The 16774-nt window shown below is 46.2% G+C and carries 16 protein-coding genes; all 16 read right to left on the reverse strand.

Translation table 11 applies throughout. The features are described 5' to 3' along the window. Positions 1 to 311: 311 nt before the first annotated feature. The 16 genes from F8N35_RS09415 to modA all read right to left on the reverse strand — a co-directional run bounded on the left by F8N35_RS09415 (position 312) and on the right by modA (position 16774). Entirely contained in the window at positions 312 to 791 is a 480-nt protein-coding gene (locus tag F8N35_RS09415; protein WP_293051852.1) for a GNAT family N-acetyltransferase, read from the reverse strand. Then, entirely contained in the window at positions 775 to 2343 is a 1569-nt protein-coding gene (locus F8N35_RS09420; RefSeq protein WP_293051855.1) for a sigma 54-interacting transcriptional regulator, read from the reverse strand. Before F8N35_RS09420 ends, F8N35_RS09415 begins: the two co-directional genes overlap by 17 nt. Before the next feature lie 166 nt (positions 2344 to 2509). Then, on the reverse strand, positions 2510 to 3652 hold the full coding sequence (locus F8N35_RS09425) for a homocitrate synthase (protein WP_293051858.1): 1143 nt from the start codon (positions 3650 to 3652) through the stop codon (positions 2510 to 2512). A gap of 326 nt (positions 3653 to 3978) precedes the next feature. Beyond that, positions 3979 to 4281: a (2Fe-2S) ferredoxin domain-containing protein gene (locus F8N35_RS09430; RefSeq protein ID WP_293051861.1), complete on the reverse strand. Its 303-nt coding sequence runs from the start codon at positions 4279 to 4281 to the stop codon at positions 3979 to 3981. 86 nt (positions 4282 to 4367) lie between these two features. Further along, on the reverse strand, positions 4368 to 5636 hold the full coding sequence (locus F8N35_RS09435; protein ID WP_293051864.1) for a radical SAM protein: 1269 nt from the start codon (positions 5634 to 5636) through the stop codon (positions 4368 to 4370). A 33-nt stretch (positions 5637 to 5669) separates the two neighbouring features. Next, on the reverse strand, positions 5670 to 5819 hold the full coding sequence (locus tag F8N35_RS09440) for a hypothetical protein (protein ID WP_293051867.1): 150 nt from the start codon (positions 5817 to 5819) through the stop codon (positions 5670 to 5672). A gap of 47 nt (positions 5820 to 5866) precedes the next feature. Then, entirely contained in the window at positions 5867 to 7297 is a 1431-nt protein-coding gene (locus F8N35_RS09445) for a nitrogenase component 1 (RefSeq protein ID WP_293051870.1), read from the reverse strand. Between the two features lie 181 nt (positions 7298 to 7478). After that, positions 7479 to 8825, reverse strand: coding sequence for a nitrogenase iron-molybdenum cofactor biosynthesis protein NifE (nifE, locus tag F8N35_RS09450; RefSeq protein ID WP_293051873.1), 1347 nt, complete (start codon positions 8823 to 8825; stop codon positions 7479 to 7481). Positions 8826 to 9132: 307 nt separating this feature from the next. After that, positions 9133 to 10515, reverse strand: a complete 1383-nt coding sequence (locus F8N35_RS09455) for a nitrogenase component 1 (protein WP_293051876.1) — start codon at positions 10513 to 10515, stop codon at positions 9133 to 9135. A 160-nt stretch (positions 10516 to 10675) separates the two neighbouring features. After that, positions 10676 to 12316, reverse strand: coding sequence for a nitrogenase molybdenum-iron protein alpha chain (nifD, locus tag F8N35_RS09460; RefSeq protein ID WP_293051879.1), 1641 nt, complete (start codon positions 12314 to 12316; stop codon positions 10676 to 10678). 19 nt (positions 12317 to 12335) lie between these two features. Continuing rightward, entirely contained in the window at positions 12336 to 12701 is a 366-nt protein-coding gene (locus F8N35_RS09465; RefSeq protein WP_293051882.1) for a P-II family nitrogen regulator, read from the reverse strand. Positions 12702 to 12753: 52 nt separating this feature from the next. Beyond that, complete coding sequence (locus tag F8N35_RS09470; RefSeq protein ID WP_068702817.1) at positions 12754 to 13080, reverse strand: P-II family nitrogen regulator; 327 nt, start codon at positions 13078 to 13080, stop codon at positions 12754 to 12756. A gap of 144 nt (positions 13081 to 13224) precedes the next feature. Next, positions 13225 to 14049, reverse strand: a complete 825-nt coding sequence (gene nifH, locus F8N35_RS09475; RefSeq protein ID WP_293051887.1) for a nitrogenase iron protein — start codon at positions 14047 to 14049, stop codon at positions 13225 to 13227. Between the two features lie 202 nt (positions 14050 to 14251). Beyond that, a complete protein-coding gene (locus F8N35_RS09480) occupies positions 14252 to 14914 on the reverse strand; it encodes an ATP-binding cassette domain-containing protein (RefSeq protein ID WP_293051890.1) in 663 nt (220 codons plus the stop codon). Positions 14915 to 14996: 82 nt separating this feature from the next. After that, positions 14997 to 15665 carry a molybdate ABC transporter permease subunit gene (gene modB, locus F8N35_RS09485; RefSeq protein ID WP_293051893.1) on the reverse strand — a complete coding sequence of 223 codons (669 nt, stop codon included), beginning with the start codon at positions 15663 to 15665 and terminating at the stop codon, positions 14997 to 14999. A gap of 356 nt (positions 15666 to 16021) precedes the next feature. Next, complete coding sequence (modA, locus tag F8N35_RS09490; RefSeq protein WP_293051896.1) at positions 16022 to 16774, reverse strand: molybdate ABC transporter substrate-binding protein; 753 nt, start codon at positions 16772 to 16774, stop codon at positions 16022 to 16024.

Here is a 16774-nt window from a genome sequence, read left to right on the forward strand (position 1 = left end):
AATCAGTTTCTCTTTTGCCGGTGGAGGAACCTAAACAATTCATATAGAATCTATTCGGTAACGCAGACACGGGTTTTTCCGCCTCAAATCTACAAAATTCTTCCCGAATAATTTTAATTAGCTTAAATATTATTTTATATCCAGAAAAGGGTCTATTCACTAAACTGTGTCATGAAAAGACAATGGATTCAGGCTTTAGCCCAAGAGTTGCCGGGCAAAAGCCCGGCGAGGGAGAATGTTTAGTATACCGTCAACTAAAGCAGGCAGCAATAGATCTCCACTGCTTTGCCGGATAAAAAGAAGAAAAGAGATCAGAGATTCTTGCGCCAGTAGTACATGGGGGGATCAGCTTCCTGGAAATCGAGGCTGACGTAGAGGGTTTGTGCTTTCACATTGTCGTGACGCACTTCGAGGGTAATGCGACTACAACCTTTCTCGCGGGCACGTACTTCGATGGCATCCATCAGTTTGCGACCGATGCCCAACCCTCTGAATTCAGGCAGCACAATCAGGTCGTGGATATTGACCATCGGCCGAACGGTAAAAGTGGAGAAATTCTCGAATGCCACCAGCATCCCCACCGGGCGTTCGTCGGCAAGTGCCAGCAACACAATGGCAGTAGGATGATTGTTCAGCCCGTCGACCAAACGCAATTGCTGTAATTTACTAAGAGGCTGTCCACCACCCATCTGATCTGCAATATATGCATTTAGCAGTTCACCAATACCATTGAGATGTTCGGGATTACAGAAATCGCAATCTTCTATTTTAATTTCAGCTGTTGTCATCATCGGAAAGATGTTTATAGTTTTGAACATCGATTTGATACTTCTGAATGCGCAATCCCATAATCCGTTCGGTAATGCCCAGCGTTTGAGCCGCCTTGGCACTGTTGCCGCGGGTAGCAATGAGCGTATCCAGAATCATCTGTTTCTCCACCTTTTCGAGTACATTATTGAGAGTCCCCTTGCTGGAAGTTCCCGAAGAAGCGGCTGTTTGCAACGTGGGAGGCAGGGTATAGGAACGAATCACATTGTCGGAACTAAGCACCATGGCTCGTTCTATCACATTCTCCAGTTCGCGGATATTGCCCGGCCAGTGATACATCATCAGCAAGTCGAGAGCACCGCTGGTGATCCGCTTCACTGCAGTACCGTTAATGCGGTTCAGTTTATCTATAAAGTGGTCGACCAAAATAGGAATATCGGCACGGCGCTCACGCAGAGCCGGCACGTAGATCGGGAAAACGTTGATACGGTAGTAAAAATCCTCTCTGAATTTATTCTCCCTGATCATCTCCTCCAAATTACGATTGGTGGCAGTAATCACCCGCACGTTCACATCGATGGTTTTGGTTCCCCCTACCCTCTCGAATTGCCGTTGTTGCAGCACCCGCAAGAGTTTTACCTGAATAGACAGCGGCACTTCGCCGATCTCATCCAAGAAGATGGTTCCCCCGTCGGCCATTTCGAAACGGCCCACATGCTGTGCGTTGGCTCCCGTAAACGAACCCTTCTCATGACCGAACAGTTCGCTTTCAATCAATGTTTCGGGCAATGCAGAGCAGTTGACTTTGATAAACGGTCCGTTTTTACGGGCACTGGCACGGTGAATCGCTTCGGCAATCAATTCTTTTCCAACGCCACTCTCTCCGCGAATCATCACGGTAGTATTTATCGGCGCCACCTTTTCTATCATCCCGTAAAGGTCGTTCATCAACGACGAATTACCCACGATATTGTCGGGACGGTGAGCAAGCGGAGACTCTTTCAGCCTACGGTTTTCGGCACGAAGTTGCTCCATCTCCTCTATCTGCTTCTGGCGGAGCGCCACGTTTTTGCCGATCAGCAAACCCACCAGATTCATAAACTTCAGTTCGGGCGAAAAATCGGTAACCCGGGAATAATACTTGTGAATACTTAACGTACCGGTAATTTCATCTTCGGAAATAATTGGGATGCAAAGAAATGCCGTATTGTGCACCAAGTCGGTGGCGATTCCTGTTTTATTAAGAAAATTCGGATCTTTAGAAACATCCGCTATAATTTTTGCTTTTTTCGTCCGCACCACTTCCCCGATAACGCCTTCCCCGATTTTATACACGCCGCGGTGCTTTTCCGCATCGGTCAGCCCGTATGCCGCACTGATTTCGATCGTAGCAGCATTGCGGTTGATAATGGTAATCATGCTATACTGCGCATTGAGGAACTTACACAAATTTGCCAAAACCAGTTCAAGATCTTTGTTGATATTCTGGCTTTTACTGATAATATCGCTAATTGTAAACAAAAAAGTCAGGTCGGACTCTGCAAAGCAGTTCCGCTTGGTGCGTTCGCAAAACATAATCTGATCGTTTTTATCGTTTGAACAAAATTCAATGCAAAGATAATAAAAAATATCATATTGTCATGCTAAATAGATTTTATTCTTTCTTTTTGTAATGATAAATCTATTTTTAATTACACTATTACCAAATAGCAGCAGAATATAAATCATTTTGCGCAAAGTGTTACTTACAGCGAATTTGATGATAAACCGAAAGTATCTCGTTCACAGAGAGATTACGTTTTAGATGAATGGAAAGTTGGTGAATTTTACGTACAACACAGTCCAGATCGGCATTGTCGAGGGAAAGATTACGTTGAGAAAAGAAGTGGAGTACGGCGGTTTTGCCCGAATGTTTGCCGAAAACATTATGAGCGCTTTCGCGACCTACCAGCTTGCCGTCGAAAGGTTGAAAAGCCCGCACATCGTGCAGGGTTCCCTGCGCATGAATACCCGACTCATGAGCAAAAACCATGCTGCCGGTAATGGCTTTTCCTGCCGGGATTGGACGTCCCGAACATTCGGCCACGAAACGACACAGGTCACTTAGCTTTTCGGGATGAAATTTTGTCTGACCAAAAACTGTAGCAAGAGAGGTCATTACCTCCTCCAGCGGAGAATTGCCGGCACGTTCGCCCAGACCGTTGACCGTCACGCTCAAATGCTCGGCTCCCGCCTGCCAGGCCGTGATTGCGTTAGCCGCAGCCATTCCCAAATCATTATGCCCGTGGAAGTCAACTTCCAGTAAGGGAAACGCAGTTTTAATATCACGAACCAGTGAATAGAGGGATAGTGGCGTAAAGAGTCCGACAGTATCGGCAATGCGAACCCGACCTACTCCGGCATTTTGTATCAATTCGAAATAGGAAAAGAGACGGGTGCGGTCGGTACGGCTGGCATCCTGTGCCCCGACGCTGACATACGGAAAATAGCGATGCGCATGTTCCACTAAAGCAGGCAGCGCATCGCATATCCAAACCCAATCTTTGCCAATGACTTTCAGTTGAATATCAGAAAGAGGAAAGGCCATATGAATACCTTCGGCACCCGTTCGCGCAGCCATCTCGATATCCTGACGAAGCGCTCTGCTCCATACCGATATACGACATTTCGGCTTTGTGCGAACAATAGCACGAATAGTATCAACCTCTTCCTCTCCCATTGCCGGCGTACCGGCTTCGATTTCATCCACACCCACCGCGTCGAGCAGACGCGCTACTTTCAGCTTTTCCGCTCTGGAAAAGGCAACCCCGGGAGCCTGTTCTCCATCGCGCAGCGTGGAATCGATCAGACGGGGAGCAAAAGCAGGAGAATGAGAATCGAACATTTTATTTACTATTTTGTCATTTACCATTATGATTATCCGCAAAGCGACCTAAGATAGAACAATTAGTTTTTCTAACCCTACCCCCTGCGGGTACTCCCCTTGATCACAAGGGGAGATAAATCTGCAAAAGCACCTTGCACTCGCATTTTCAGCCAAAATCTCGCATACAGTGGTGTCCCCTTTTGTTAAAGGGGACGAGCGAAGCGGAGGGGTTAGTAGAATAATATAGGACGCTTTGCGGATAATCATACTTACTATTTACCATTTTGAATAGGCTGAATCAGATTTCAATGGTAAATAGTAAATATGGAAATTGTCAATCGAAATCAGGCGATCAGGTATTCTTCAACGGCTTTACCTTCTTCCAAAGCGTCGAGTACCTCATCGATTTTGTCTTCGTTCATACCTCCATACCAGTAGTTATTTGGCTGAATAACCACGATGGGACCCTGGCTGCAAACGCTAAGGCAGGCTGTGGTGGTAACTACCGCATCGAGTCCGCGGTCGGAGCATCCTTCGCTGATCATCTGCACAAAAGATGTAGCTCCTTGTTTGTTGCAATACCCCTGGGCATCGCCGGCAACCCGGTACGAGTTGCAAACCATAATCATGTAATCAGGCTTTTTCATACGACAAATATTAAATGTTTCAAGTTCAAAATTTCAAGTTTCAGGTTAATCTGAGTACTGTGTACTGAAGACTGCATACTGTTTTCTCATCCACAGCCCTGTGCGTTTCCGCGACAACCTTCACCGCAGCCTTTGAATTCGGATTTGCAAAGGGTTTTCAGCGGAATGTTTTGATAAACGGCATCCAGACCGGCATCGATCAAACCGTTCATTTGGATCACCTTCACTCCGTTGTCTTGCAGAATCTTCATCGGGGTTTCGCCTACGCCGCCTACCAATACTGCCTGACAGTCAATCAGGGTTTTATTGGCCAGCATATTCCAGCGGTCTGCGCCACCGCCCTGTGGAGGAGCGTTGCGGGTTTCCACAAAGTGATAGCCATTGCGGGTTTGTTCAAAAATATAGAGTTTCATAGCTTCGCCCAGGTGCAGGTTCACCAAAAGACCCTCCTGCGTGGCAACTCCCACCCGCGTGCGGCCTTCGCCGCGATTGACCACCATGGTAGAGAATTGTCCTATCATATCCATCGCTTCGCTGCAATCTTTACCCAGTAATCCGGCAGCATCGGCCCTACAACGGGCACAGTGAGCCATGGGGTGAATATATTTGGCAATAGTTGCCCGAAGCTCTTTCATAGCTCCTTTAGAGGGCTCCTCGATATATTCAAATATGGTGTTTTCGGTCGGGAAAACCGGAATACAGTTCATCGTGTCGGCTCCCAATTCGGCGACTTTTTGTGCCAGCGCTTCCACTTCGTGATCGTTAATGCCGGGACAAACTACCGTATTAATCTTGACTGTAATTCCTTTGGCTTTGAGTAGTGGAATACATTTCAACTGCTGTTCGAGCAAGATAGCAGCTCCTTCCTTTCCACGATAGACACGACGCTGATAACGCACCCAGGTGTAAATTTTCGCCAACGTTTCCACGTTAAGCGAGTTGATCGTCAGCGTTACGTGCGTCACGCCCAGTTCGGCAATCTTATCGATATGTGGAGCCAACTCCAGACCATTGGTGGATAGGCAAAAAATGACATTAGGGAACTCGTTCTTCAGAATTTCGAGCGTGGTAAGAGTTTCAGTAGGATTGGCAAACGGATCACCGGGACCGGCAATACCCACCACGCTAATATTTTCGAGCTTTTCGGACAATGCTTTCAGGTAGTGCACGGACTGCATCGGAGAAAGCACCGTGCTGGTTACGCCCGGACGGCTTTCATTCACACAATCGTATTTACGGTTGCAATAAGCACACTGAATATTGCACTTGGGCGCAATCGGGAGGTGAACACGAGCGTGAGTGTGTCGCGCTTTTTCGTTAAAACAGGGGTGCAGGGTTATATCTTTTGTTTCCATAGCCATTCTATTTACAATTTTGTCATTTACGATTTACAATTTCGAATCTGTATCGTTCGATTTTGAGTCGGTTACATCGCCGGTTTTGCTTTCTTTTGAACCGGAACTCCGCTTCGTCAGTTTTGCGAATGCCCGCTGTCGTCTCAGTTTACGGGCAATAATTTGGGCAATGTGGATGTTCATAACTTATTTATTTCAAGTTTCAGGTTCCTGATTCCAATTTTCTGGCTTTACATATATTTGTAACCGATCGGCGATTTGCGTTGTTTGTCATCAAGAAGCGTATTCACGATTTGTTCGAAAAGAATCATCGTTCCTTCGTAACCCAGCACATGAGCATGTTGAGCACCGAGTCGGTCGTGAATAGGGAATCCGGTGCGGACGATGGGAATATCCATCTTACGGGCAATGTAGTAACCTTTGCTGTTTCCGATCATCAGGTCGGGCTTCAGCTCCTGCATCACCTCTTCCATCCGTTCGAAACTCATGCCCTGTCCAACCACCATATCTTCGTAATAGTTGCTGCCCAACACTTCGCGAAGTGTCCCGGCAAGTTTTCCGCTTTCTCCCCCCGATGCGCACAAAACCGGCTTGATACCGATCTCAGCAGCAAAAGCCGCCAGTGCAACTACCAGGTCTTCTTCTCCGTAAATCACCGCCCGCTTGTCGGAAACGTATTTATGTCCGTCGATATAAAGATCGACCAAACGACCGCGCTGACGTTGATATTTCATCGGAATTTCCTTGCCGGAGATAGACGAGAGCGCTTCGAAGAATTTATCGGATTCCAGAATGCCGATCGGTAGACCTGTACGCACCAAGGGCACATCAAATTTACCTTTCAGGAACTCACCGGCTGACTGTTTTGTGCCGTTATCCTTGATACGGCCGTTCATTCCACCCGAATTGAGGATATAACCCAGTTCGACCGAAGCGTAGGCCTGCGCGCTTTTCTTTAATTCATCTACGGTTGTTCCGCCGTCGGGAATGCGTCGATAGCTATCCCACGAGGTGTTGTCGAGTGTGTCCGAGTAATCAGGGAACAACACGACCGGTATCGAGAAATCTTCCACAATTTCTTTCAAGTGGCGAATATCTTCCGGCGATATCATATTACTAAACAAGTTGATATGATCTCCAACCGGGCCGGAAGATTCGGCCAATGTCTTCACAGCAGCAAACACTGCCTCGTGAAATCCCTCCGAATGAGTTCCCTGATAACTGGGAGTAGATGCAAAGATCATTACCGGTAGGTCCGGCATTGCGTTGTGTGTCTTCTGGTACTCAAATATTAATCGTTGCACATCCTCGCCGATGGTCTCGCTCAGACAGGTGCTGGCGATGGCAATCACCCGCGGATGATATTGTGTGATAATATTGTCAATACCGGTGTTGAAATTCTTGTTTCCCCCGAAAATGGTAGTCTCTTCACTGAAGTTGGAGGAAGCGATATCTACCGGTTCGCGAAAATGGCTAATGAGATAGCGGCGGATGTAAGTGGCACATCCCTGCGAACCGTGCAACATCGGCAACACACCTTCTAATCCTTTGAAGGCAATACAGGCGCCCAGCGGCGTACATTGCTTGCAAGCATTGCACGAGGAGGCAAACGTATCGCCCGAAGGCATCACTTTCTGCTTTATGGATTCTGCCTTTTGCATACAATACTTTGTTTTGGAGTTAAATAAACTCTCTCTTTTTGCCCCTAAATCCCCTAAAGGGGACTTAAATCTGTAAAAAGAGATTTGTTTTATTTTTTGCTACTCCTACAAGTCCCCTTTAGGGGAATCGAAGATCAGCGAAGCTAATTAGGGGTAACAGCAGGAAAAAAGTCTTTGTTCTTTACTCTTTATTCTTTGTTCTGCTTACAAATTGCCATACCGGACTGGTTACCGTTTCGTATACCTCTTTGGCAAAATTGAGCATTCCGTCGTAACCGGCCAGCGCCAGTTTGCGTTCGTGGTTATGATCGCAAAATCCGATTCCGAGCTTGTAGGCGATGGGGCGTTCTTTCACTCCACCGATAAACAGGTCTGCTCCTGTCTGTTTGACAAACTCCGAAAGTTCTACCGGATTGGAATCATCTACCATAATACAACCGTCGTCGCAAATGGTTTTCAGTAAGCGGTAATCTTCCGTGTTGCCGGTCTGCGTTCCTGCAATCACCGTTTTCATACCTATCAGTCGTAATGCCTTTACTAATGAAATGGCCTTGAATGCCCCGCCCACATAGATGGCGGCTTTCTTTCCCTGCAAAGCTCTTTTGTAGGGTTCGAGCGCCGGAATCAACGTTGTAAGCTGATCTTTCACCAACTCGCGGGCTTTGTCCATCACGCTGTCGTCTTTGAAGAACTTGGCCACCTCATAAAGCGCATCCGACATATCTTCGATGCCAAAATAGGAGACCTTGATAAAGGGGATTCCGTACTTCTCTTTCATCAGTTTGGCTAAGTGAATCATCGACCCAGAGCATTGCACCACGTTGAGCGCTGCCCGATGAGCATTCTGCACCTTTTTCACACGACCATCGCCGGTAATGGGAGCCAGAATCTGAATTCCCATCTTTTTGTAATACTCTTCGAGCATCCACAGTTCGCCGGCAAGGTTAAAATCGCCCAGAATATTGATGCTTAACGGAGATACTTCCATACTTTCGTCTGTTCCTATCAATGAAAAAAGAGCATCGCAGGCTATTTTATAGCCATCCTTTTTCGATCCCTGAAAACCTTCGGCCATTACCGCGATTACCGGAATATTCTTCTCTTTTTGCACCCGTTTGCAAACCGACTGCACATCGTCGCCAATCACGCCCACTATACAAGTGGAATAAACAAAAGCCGCCTTGGGATGATGCTTGTCTATCAGTTCATGGAGCGCCTGATAGAGCTTATCCTGACCGCCAAAGACGATATTTTTTTCGCGTAAATCCGTGGAAAAGCTGCTGCGGTGCAGTTCGGGACCGGACGAAAGGGCTCCGCGAATGTCCCATGTATAAGAGGCGCAGCCAATAGGACCGTGCACCAGGTGAAGGGCATCGGCAATAGGGTAAAGCACCACGCGCGAGCCGCAAAAAACGCAGGCTCTCTGGCTGACAGACCCGGCCACACTGGGCTTTCCGCCCACCAGCTCGTGCGAGTCAACCCCTTTGGTCACGATCTGATTTTCCCTGCCTTCTAAATATTCAGCCATAACTTTGTTGTTTTGGAGAACTTTTCCTCTTTTATTACCCCTAAAGCCCCTGAGAGGGACTGAAATATGTAATCTGAGGAAAAAAGTCTTTATTCTTACTCTTTGTTCTTTCTCACAAAGTGCCAAACCGGACAATCTGAAGCGCTTCTGCATGGCTTCAATTCTGCTTTAAAACCAACACTCATACGTCCGTAACACACATCTATTTTGCCAACGGTTGTTCTGCCAACCGCTTATTTTCTTTGGATTTTCAAGATGTTGCAGTTGTGCAAAATGCGAACCGCAACATCCTTACCACAATCCATTATTACATTACTAGTTCCACTTTTTCTTCGGGGCAGGTACGATCTTTGTGATCGAGGAAAGCATCCAGAATCTTGATCAGAAGATTGGTTGCCCCCGTGTAACCTACATAAGGGAAGAAATTGTTGCCCGGGCGATCCATCACGGGGAAGCCAAGACGAACGAACGGAATATTTTCATCACGTGCGATATATTTACCGTAACTATTTCCGATAAGCATATCCACGCCTTCTTGTTTGATCCACTGATGAAGACGGAACATATCGGCACGCTCGCCGCTCATGAATTTTGCTTCCGGCACTTTCTCTTTCAGCATCGCTGTCATGGCCTCATCGAAATGTTTTCCCGGAGTCCCGGTAACGATATAAACCGGTTTCATATCGAGAGTAAGCAAAAATTCCACCAAAGGAATCAGCGTATCGGGATCGCCGTAAAGAGCAACCCGTTTGTCGTAAAAGTTCTTGTTATTATCGGCAATCATATCGATCAGGCGACCGCGTTCTTCGGTCAACGAATCGGGCACCGGCACGTTGGCATGACGACTAAGCGACATGATAAACTTGTCGGTAGCCTTCAAACCGATAGGAATTTCAACGGTTTCGAATTTTACCTTACACTTGTTTTCGAGTTTAATGCAAGCATCTTCGGTAGTATACGGACCAATGCCAATCGAAAATTTGCTGTCGCCGGTTGCAATCATATCGGCCTGAGTGGTTCCCCCTTTGGGATACATATCGTAATGACCCGTCAGCGGAGTATCCAGCACATCCGACATATCGGGAAACATAATCGTACGGGCTTCCATCTCTTTGGCAATACGTTTAATCTCGCGCATATCGGAAGGTTCCATCCATCCGGCCACCAGATTCACCACATTTCTCTTCTTGGGTGTCGCTGTCGAAAAGAATTTAACGAAAGAGGATACCTGATTGGCATAACCTGTGACATGAGTACCAACGTAACTCGGCGTGTTGCAATAAATAACCTTTTTCCCGGCAGGCACTTTCCCATCTTCATTGGCTTTGGAGACAATTTGGGTAAGGTCATCACCAATCGTTTCGGAAAGACAGGTAGTGTGCACCGCAATCACTTCCGGATCGTAAACACTGAAAATAGTTTCGATAGCGCTCACCAGGTTAGCAGAACCTCCGAATACCGAAGAACCTTCGGAAAACGAACTGGTAGAGGCCATCACCGGCTCTTTGAAATGGCGGGTAAGAGCACTACGGTGGTAAGAGCAACACCCTTGCGACCCATGACTATGGGGCAAGCATCCGTGCAATCCCAATGCCGCATACATAGCTCCCACAGGTTGACAGGTTTTGGCCGGATTGATCGTCAGTGCCTTTCTGTCTATTTCTTTTGCTGTTGTATGTCGTAATAGCATAATTGTTTGAGTTAACAGCCCCCTAATCCCCCTCAAGGGGGACTATCAGAGCTTAGATTTAGGACGTGTTATGCGCCCAATTGATTATTTCCTTAATCTTACACTTTCGATTGCAGATTTCCCAAGTCCCCCTTGAGGGGGATTTAGGGGGCCAGTTTTTTTAATAAGCGTATTGAGCTTCCACGTAGGTTTCGCTTTCCCAGGGAGCTTTCAGCTCTTTCCAAATGGTGGTGCATGCAATCATTTCGATATCTTCATAGAAATTGATGGCTCCTTTGAAACCGGCATACGGTCCTCCGTAATCGTAGCTGTGCAACTGTTTGAGAGGCACACCCATTTTCTGAACGCAGAATTTTTCTTTGATACCGGCACAGAATACATCGGGTTTGTAGAGTTCAATCAGTTTTTCCATTTCGTAATGGCTGAGGTCGTCGATCACCAGAGTGCCTTTTGCCATCTGTGGCATCAAACCTTCATAACCGTTGAATTCCATTCCTTCTGCTTCGAGTGCTTTCAATTCCTCTTCCGTCTTGCGGGGATTGTAACGGGTTTCATCCTTCGTTACGGTAATTTCCTCAATATTACGGCTATCAGCATCAATCTGGATGGTCGGAATAACCACACGACCTTCGTAGTCGTCGCGGTGACCGAACTCGTAACCGGCAGACAGGGTTGTCATGCCTAATTCTTCAAACAAATTCTGATAGTGGTGAGCACGCGATCCGCCCACAAACAACATCGCCTTTTTGCCATTGGTTTTCTTCAATGCTTTTTCGCGGGCAGCAGTTACGGCTACCATTTCGTCGGCAATCACCTCTTCAATTTTATCGATCAACTCCTGATCACCGAAGTATTGTCCGATTTTGCGAAGCATTTTTGCGGTTGAATCGGCACCGATAGGCTGAACTTTGATCCATGGAATACCAAAAGCTGTTTCCATCATTTCGGCCACGTAGTTGATCGAACGGTGGCACATCACCATGTTAAGGTCGGCTGTATGAGCATTTTCAAATTTCTGAATCGTGGAGTTGCCGCTGAAAGTGGCTATCAGGTTGATGCCGCATTTTTCAAAAACACGTTCCAACTCAAAAGCATCGCCACCGATATTGTACTCTCCCAAAAGATTGACGCGATATTTCAGGTCACCTCTCTTTTCGTCATCGCGACCGATAAGATTTTTGAACAAACCGTTGTTTGCTATGTGGTGACCGGCCGACTGAGATACTCCGCGGTATCCTTCGCAGGAGAAACCGAAGATATTGATTCCATCACCGATCTCTTCCTTCATGTGGCGAGCCACGCGGTGCACGTCGTCACCGATAAGACCCACCGGACAGGTTGAGAAAATGGCAATTGCCTTGGGATGAAACAATTCGTATGCTTCACGAATGGCCTGTTTCAATTTTTCTTCTCCCCCGAAAACGATGTTGGAATCCTGCATGTCGGTTGAGAAGCAGTACATCATGAAGTTTTCATCTGTTTCAGTTTCGGGTTTGGTCTGATTACGACGAGTCAGCCACGAGTAAAAACCACAACCGATAGGTCCGTGCGTAATGTTTATAATGTCGCGGGTAGGGCCGAGAACCACACCCTTACAACCTGCATAGGTACAACCTCTCTGGGTAATAATACCGGGAACCGTACGTACGTTGGCCTGAATCTGGGGAGGTGTTTCCGGGTCGTTCAGCAGAATGGCCTTATCCCGCTTTTTGGCAACCTTCTTGGGGTATTTGTGCAACACCTCTTCTTTGAATTTTTTCAGGTCGTCAACCGAAACACTGTTATTTACTTCTTTTATCATAGTTGTATCTCCTTTTTCATTAGTCCAAAGTACTGTCGCCCGATTCAGCTGTACGCACACGTACCGAATCCACAGCATTCAGAACAATTATTTTACCGTCACCGCTTTTACCCGTCTGGTTTGCCTTGATAATAGTCTGAATGGCCAGATCCTTCTTATCATCGGTTACCACCAGCGTAATCATCCGTTTGGATTTCAATCGCGGCATCTTTTCAATCAACTCGGCATATTCGGGATCGGTCTCATCGGCTTTTTCGTAATCGCCGTGACCTTTTCCCCGGCCGAGTACCGGCATTGCCGTAAACGAAGGGAGACCGGCTTCCGAAAGAGCAGCCTTGGTATCACCCATTTTGGCAATTCGTATGATAGCGAGAATTAATTTCATATGTCAAAATTTTATTCGTTAATAGCTTGTATGTTAGAAACCGGCAGAAAGATTAAACTTCCATTTTACCACTGGAGATGGTATATGTTTCCACAACCGGAGTAACGAATATTTTCCCGTCACCAAACTGGCCTTTTTCGCCCGAGCGGGCTGCTTCTATAATCGTTTCTATAACGAACTCTTTGTCTTTTTCATTGATCACGATCATAAGTAAGTCTTTGGGAAGTTCATCGTAGGTAACATTACCCACTTTGATACCGCGTTGCTTACCGCGACCGAATACAGATAACTTTGTAACTGCAGGAAAACCTGCATTGAGCAGGGCTCTCATGACTACCGGCGATTTTTCCGGACGAACGATGGCTCTTAATAAATACATACCGTTTTGGTTTAAGTTGTTTCTATTTTTATTACAAATCTTCTACTTTGCACGATAAGGGCTTACAGAACTGTTTTCCTTTGGATTGAGACCGGAAGAAAGATGCAGAATTCATTCCTCCCGGTCTTCTCCAAAACAAAGGTTTTAGTTCATAATACCGAAACCAACCAGCAAGTCTTCAAGCTCTTGCATAGCCAACGGAGTCGGAATTACCTGCATCGTATTATCGTTGATTTTTTTTGCCAACGCGCGGTATTCGTCGGCCTGAGGATGTTCGGGTGCATGGTCGATCACCGTCTTACGGTTGATCTCTGCATGTTGAACCATGTTGTCGCGGGGAACGAAGTGGATCATTTGAGTTCCGAGTTTTTTGGCAAACTCCTGAATCATATTAGCTTCATTGTCCACTTTACGGGAGTTACAGATAAGTCCGCCGAGACGAACGTCACCCACTTTCCCAAATTTAGAGATGGATTTGCAAATATTGTTGGCGGCATACATTGCCATCATTTCGCCCGAACATACGATGTAAACTTCCTGAGCTTTACCATCGCGGATAGGCATTGCGAAACCACCGCAAACAACGTCACCCAGTACGTCGTAGAACACGTAATCGAGGGCTTTGTCATCATCATAAGCACCAAGCTGTTCGAGAAGATTGATAGAAGTAATGATACCACGGCCTGCGCAGCCAACACCCGGTTCAGGACCGCCCGATTCAACGCAGTGTGTTCCTTTGAAACCATCCTTCATCACGTCATCCAGTTCCACATCTTCGCCTTCTTCGCGAAGTGTATCCAAAACGGTTTTTTGAGCTAAACCGTGTAAGAGCAAACGGGTAGAGTCTGCTTTAGGGTCGCAGCCCACTACCATCACATTTTTTCCCATTTCGGCCAGACCGGCCACTGTGTTTTGGGTTGTGGTTGATTTACCAATTCCCCCTTTTCCGTAAATAGCAATTTTTCTCATAACCTTAATATTTTGCCTTAATGAATGAATTGTTACAATACTACTTTCAAAGCGCATGCCAGAAAACATTATTTAACAAATACAGCCAAGGCAAAATCGAGTAAACTACTGATTTACAGAATAAATATTTTTCAAGAAAATAAGAGAAGCGTTATCTTTTAAAACTAAATCGCTCCGACGAGGTAGGAAAACGATCCTAAATCTACAAATTTGTAGGATTCTCAAATGCCGTGATCTTTTCCTTCCCGATCCGCAGCACTTTGGTGGCCAAACGGTGAATTTCATCTTTGTCGTGGCTCACCATGACGGTAGTGGAACGAAACAATTCATGCGATTTAAGTATTTCATTCTGAAGCGACTGTCTCAGTTCAAAATCGACAGAAGAGAGGGGTTCGTCCAGCAACATCACCTCCGGTTTTCGCGCAAAAGCCCGAGCCAGCGCCACTCGTTGCTTCTGCCCACCCGACAATCGTGTCGTTTTCTGATGCCGGAGTTTCTCCAACTGAAATGTATGCAGCAGACTCTCAACTTCATCCAAATTTTTCACATCCTGCGCAAACCGGATATTTTCCTCCACGTTCATGTTCGGGAACAGTGCATAATCCTGAAACATATAGCCAACCTTACGTTTTTGTGGAGGAACATTTATCTTTTTCGAGGAATCAAAAACGGTTTTGTCGCCAATACGGATCACTCCTTTATCGGGAACAAACAGGCCGCACAGCATTCGTAGCAGCGTGGTTTTACCAGCTCCCGATTTCCCGAAAAGGCACACCAGCTGGTGTTTCTCTATCTCAACACAAACCTCGAGCTTGCGTGGCCCATCGGTGGTCAACATTTTCCGTTCAACATCTATATAAATCATACTTTTAGAATTTAACAATCTGACCCCGCCTTTCGCTTTTCACCACCTCACTTTCTCACCATCTCGCCACCTAATCACCCGATCATATTCTGAAATGTCGGTTTACGCTATAAATAATCACAAGTAACACAAAAGAGACCGCAAAAAGAATCAGCGAATACTGATTAGCAGTGCTATAGTTCAACGATTGCATCTCGTCATAAATGGCGATCGAAGCCACCCGTGTTTCTCCAGGCATATTTCCGCCCACCATCAGCACTATACCGAACTCCCCGATACTGTGAGCAAATGTCATGGCTATACCGGTCACAATAGAAGGTTTAATATTGGGCACCAGCACCCTGAAAAATGTCTCCATTTTCGATTTTCCCAATGTATAAGCTGCTTCACGGTAACTTTTAGGCAATGCCACAAAGCCGTTTTGCAGAGGCTGAACCATAAAAGGAAGGCTAAAAATAACACTGGCGATAAGTACTCCCTGAAAAGTGAATGCCAGACGAAGATCGAACCATCGCTCAAGAAAACCGCCGAAAGCATGTTGCGGACTAAATGCTACCAGCAAGTAATAACCTATCACCGTAGGTGGAAGCACCATCGGCATATTAATAAGGGCTTCAAAAATTACCTTGAGCCGAAAGCGGGTAAAAGCCAGCAGGGCTGCGATGGGTAAGCCTATAATAAACAGAATCAGCGTGGTGGACAGAGCCAGTTTGGCCGTCAAAAGAAGGGTTTGAATAAACTCGGGAGACATAAGCGTCAATATTAGAACAAAGAATAAAGAGAAAAGAACAAAGACATTATATAGATGAATTGTGTATAAACCTCATTGACAAACCTCTCCTCTCCCGAGGGGAGGAGGAGTAAGGCTGAGAGATAGTTAGAATTTAATTCGTCTTACAGATTGTCCCCCTCTCTCTCGGGAGAGGGGTCAGGGGAGAGGTCTTAAAAATTCAAACTACTATATATCAACATTCTAATTAGTAAATCTATATAATACTCTTTCCATCTGATCAAATTAACAAACCTGTTCTTGAAAAGAGAGATGCCGCACATTTCGCGGCATCTCCAACGATCAGATTTGTAAAATACTAATAATAACCATCACGGTCAGCGTTTTACCAAGCCATAGCCGTAGCTTTTCCAAATGGCATCGCATTTGGGACTCAGTACATATTTCATAAAGCGGGCTGCCTCTCCGTTGCGTTCCCATCCCTTTACCAACACACAACCCTGTGCAATCGGCGGACACACATCGGCCGGTAATTCATAACAATACCCCTTACCTTTCATATCGGGAGCCAATGCCAGTGAAAGAGCGATAAAGCCGATCTCCGCATTGCCGGTAAATGCAAATTGTGCTGCCTGCGAAATGTTCTCGCCCACCACAATTTTTCCGGCTATTTTATCGTACAACCCGTGCTTTTTAAGGGTATTCACGGCATTTTCGCCATAAGGAGCCGTGGCCGGATTGGCAATTGCTACCTTTTTCACTTCAGGAAGGAGTACCGAATTTAATCCCTTGGCAAGATTGACTTCTTTGCTCCACATGGCCACTTTTCCAAAAATATAAGTAACCACCGGCCCTACGGTCGCTCCTTTTGCTTTCAGCGCATTAGGAAAATCCATATCGGCAGCCATAAAAAAGTCGAAAGCTGCGCCATTCAGAATTTGTTGCGTGAGCGTTCCCGAAGCACCAAAGGAGATATCCACTTTTGTCTTCGGGTGCTCCTTTTCATATTGTTTCTTAATGTCTTCGAGCACATAACGCAGGTTGGCGGCAGCCGCTACACGTACTTTCTGAGCATTGGCACCTGCAGATACAATAAACAGCGTCAGTATAATAAGAGTTATCTTTTTCAT

The organism is Paludibacter sp. (assembly GCF_009712605.1).
Classification (GTDB): Bacteria; Bacteroidota; Bacteroidia; order Bacteroidales; family Paludibacteraceae; genus Microbacter.

What these genes read in the sequence shown, in the direction of transcription:
- modA (WP_293051896.1), bottom strand. Translation starts at nt 16,774, where the DNA reads ATGAAAAAGATAACTCTTATTATACTGACGCTGTTTATTGTATCTGCA.
- F8N35_RS09440 (WP_293051867.1), bottom strand. Translation starts at nt 5,819, where the DNA reads ATGAACATCCACATTGCCCAAATTATTGCCCGTAAACTGAGACGACAG.
- F8N35_RS09425 (WP_293051858.1), bottom strand. Translation starts at nt 3,652, where the DNA reads ATGTTCGATTCTCATTCTCCTGCTTTTGCTCCCCGTCTGATCGATTCC.
- F8N35_RS09445 (WP_293051870.1), bottom strand. Translation starts at nt 7,297, where the DNA reads ATGCAAAAGGCAGAATCCATAAAGCAGAAAGTGATGCCTTCGGGCGAT.
- F8N35_RS09415 (WP_293051852.1), bottom strand. Translation starts at nt 791, where the DNA reads ATGATGACAACAGCTGAAATTAAAATAGAAGATTGCGATTTCTGTAAT.
- F8N35_RS09430 (WP_293051861.1), bottom strand. Translation starts at nt 4,281, where the DNA reads ATGAAAAAGCCTGATTACATGATTATGGTTTGCAACTCGTACCGGGTT.
- F8N35_RS09455 (WP_293051876.1), bottom strand. Translation starts at nt 10,515, where the DNA reads ATGCTATTACGACATACAACAGCAAAAGAAATAGACAGAAAGGCACTG.
- F8N35_RS09465 (WP_293051882.1), bottom strand. Translation starts at nt 12,701, where the DNA reads ATGAAATTAATTCTCGCTATCATACGAATTGCCAAAATGGGTGATACC.
- modB (WP_293051893.1), bottom strand. Translation starts at nt 15,665, where the DNA reads ATGTCTCCCGAGTTTATTCAAACCCTTCTTTTGACGGCCAAACTGGCT.
- F8N35_RS09420 (WP_293051855.1), bottom strand. Translation starts at nt 2,343, where the DNA reads ATGTTTTGCGAACGCACCAAGCGGAACTGCTTTGCAGAGTCCGACCTG.
- F8N35_RS09470 (WP_068702817.1), bottom strand. Translation starts at nt 13,080, where the DNA reads ATGTATTTATTAAGAGCCATCGTTCGTCCGGAAAAATCGCCGGTAGTC.
- F8N35_RS09435 (WP_293051864.1), bottom strand. Translation starts at nt 5,636, where the DNA reads ATGGAAACAAAAGATATAACCCTGCACCCCTGTTTTAACGAAAAAGCG.
- nifH (WP_293051887.1), bottom strand. Translation starts at nt 14,049, where the DNA reads ATGAGAAAAATTGCTATTTACGGAAAAGGGGGAATTGGTAAATCAACC.
- nifD (WP_293051879.1), bottom strand. Translation starts at nt 12,316, where the DNA reads ATGATAAAAGAAGTAAATAACAGTGTTTCGGTTGACGACCTGAAAAAA.
- nifE (WP_293051873.1), bottom strand. Translation starts at nt 8,825, where the DNA reads ATGGCTGAATATTTAGAAGGCAGGGAAAATCAGATCGTGACCAAAGGG.
- F8N35_RS09480 (WP_293051890.1), bottom strand. Translation starts at nt 14,914, where the DNA reads ATGATTTATATAGATGTTGAACGGAAAATGTTGACCACCGATGGGCCA.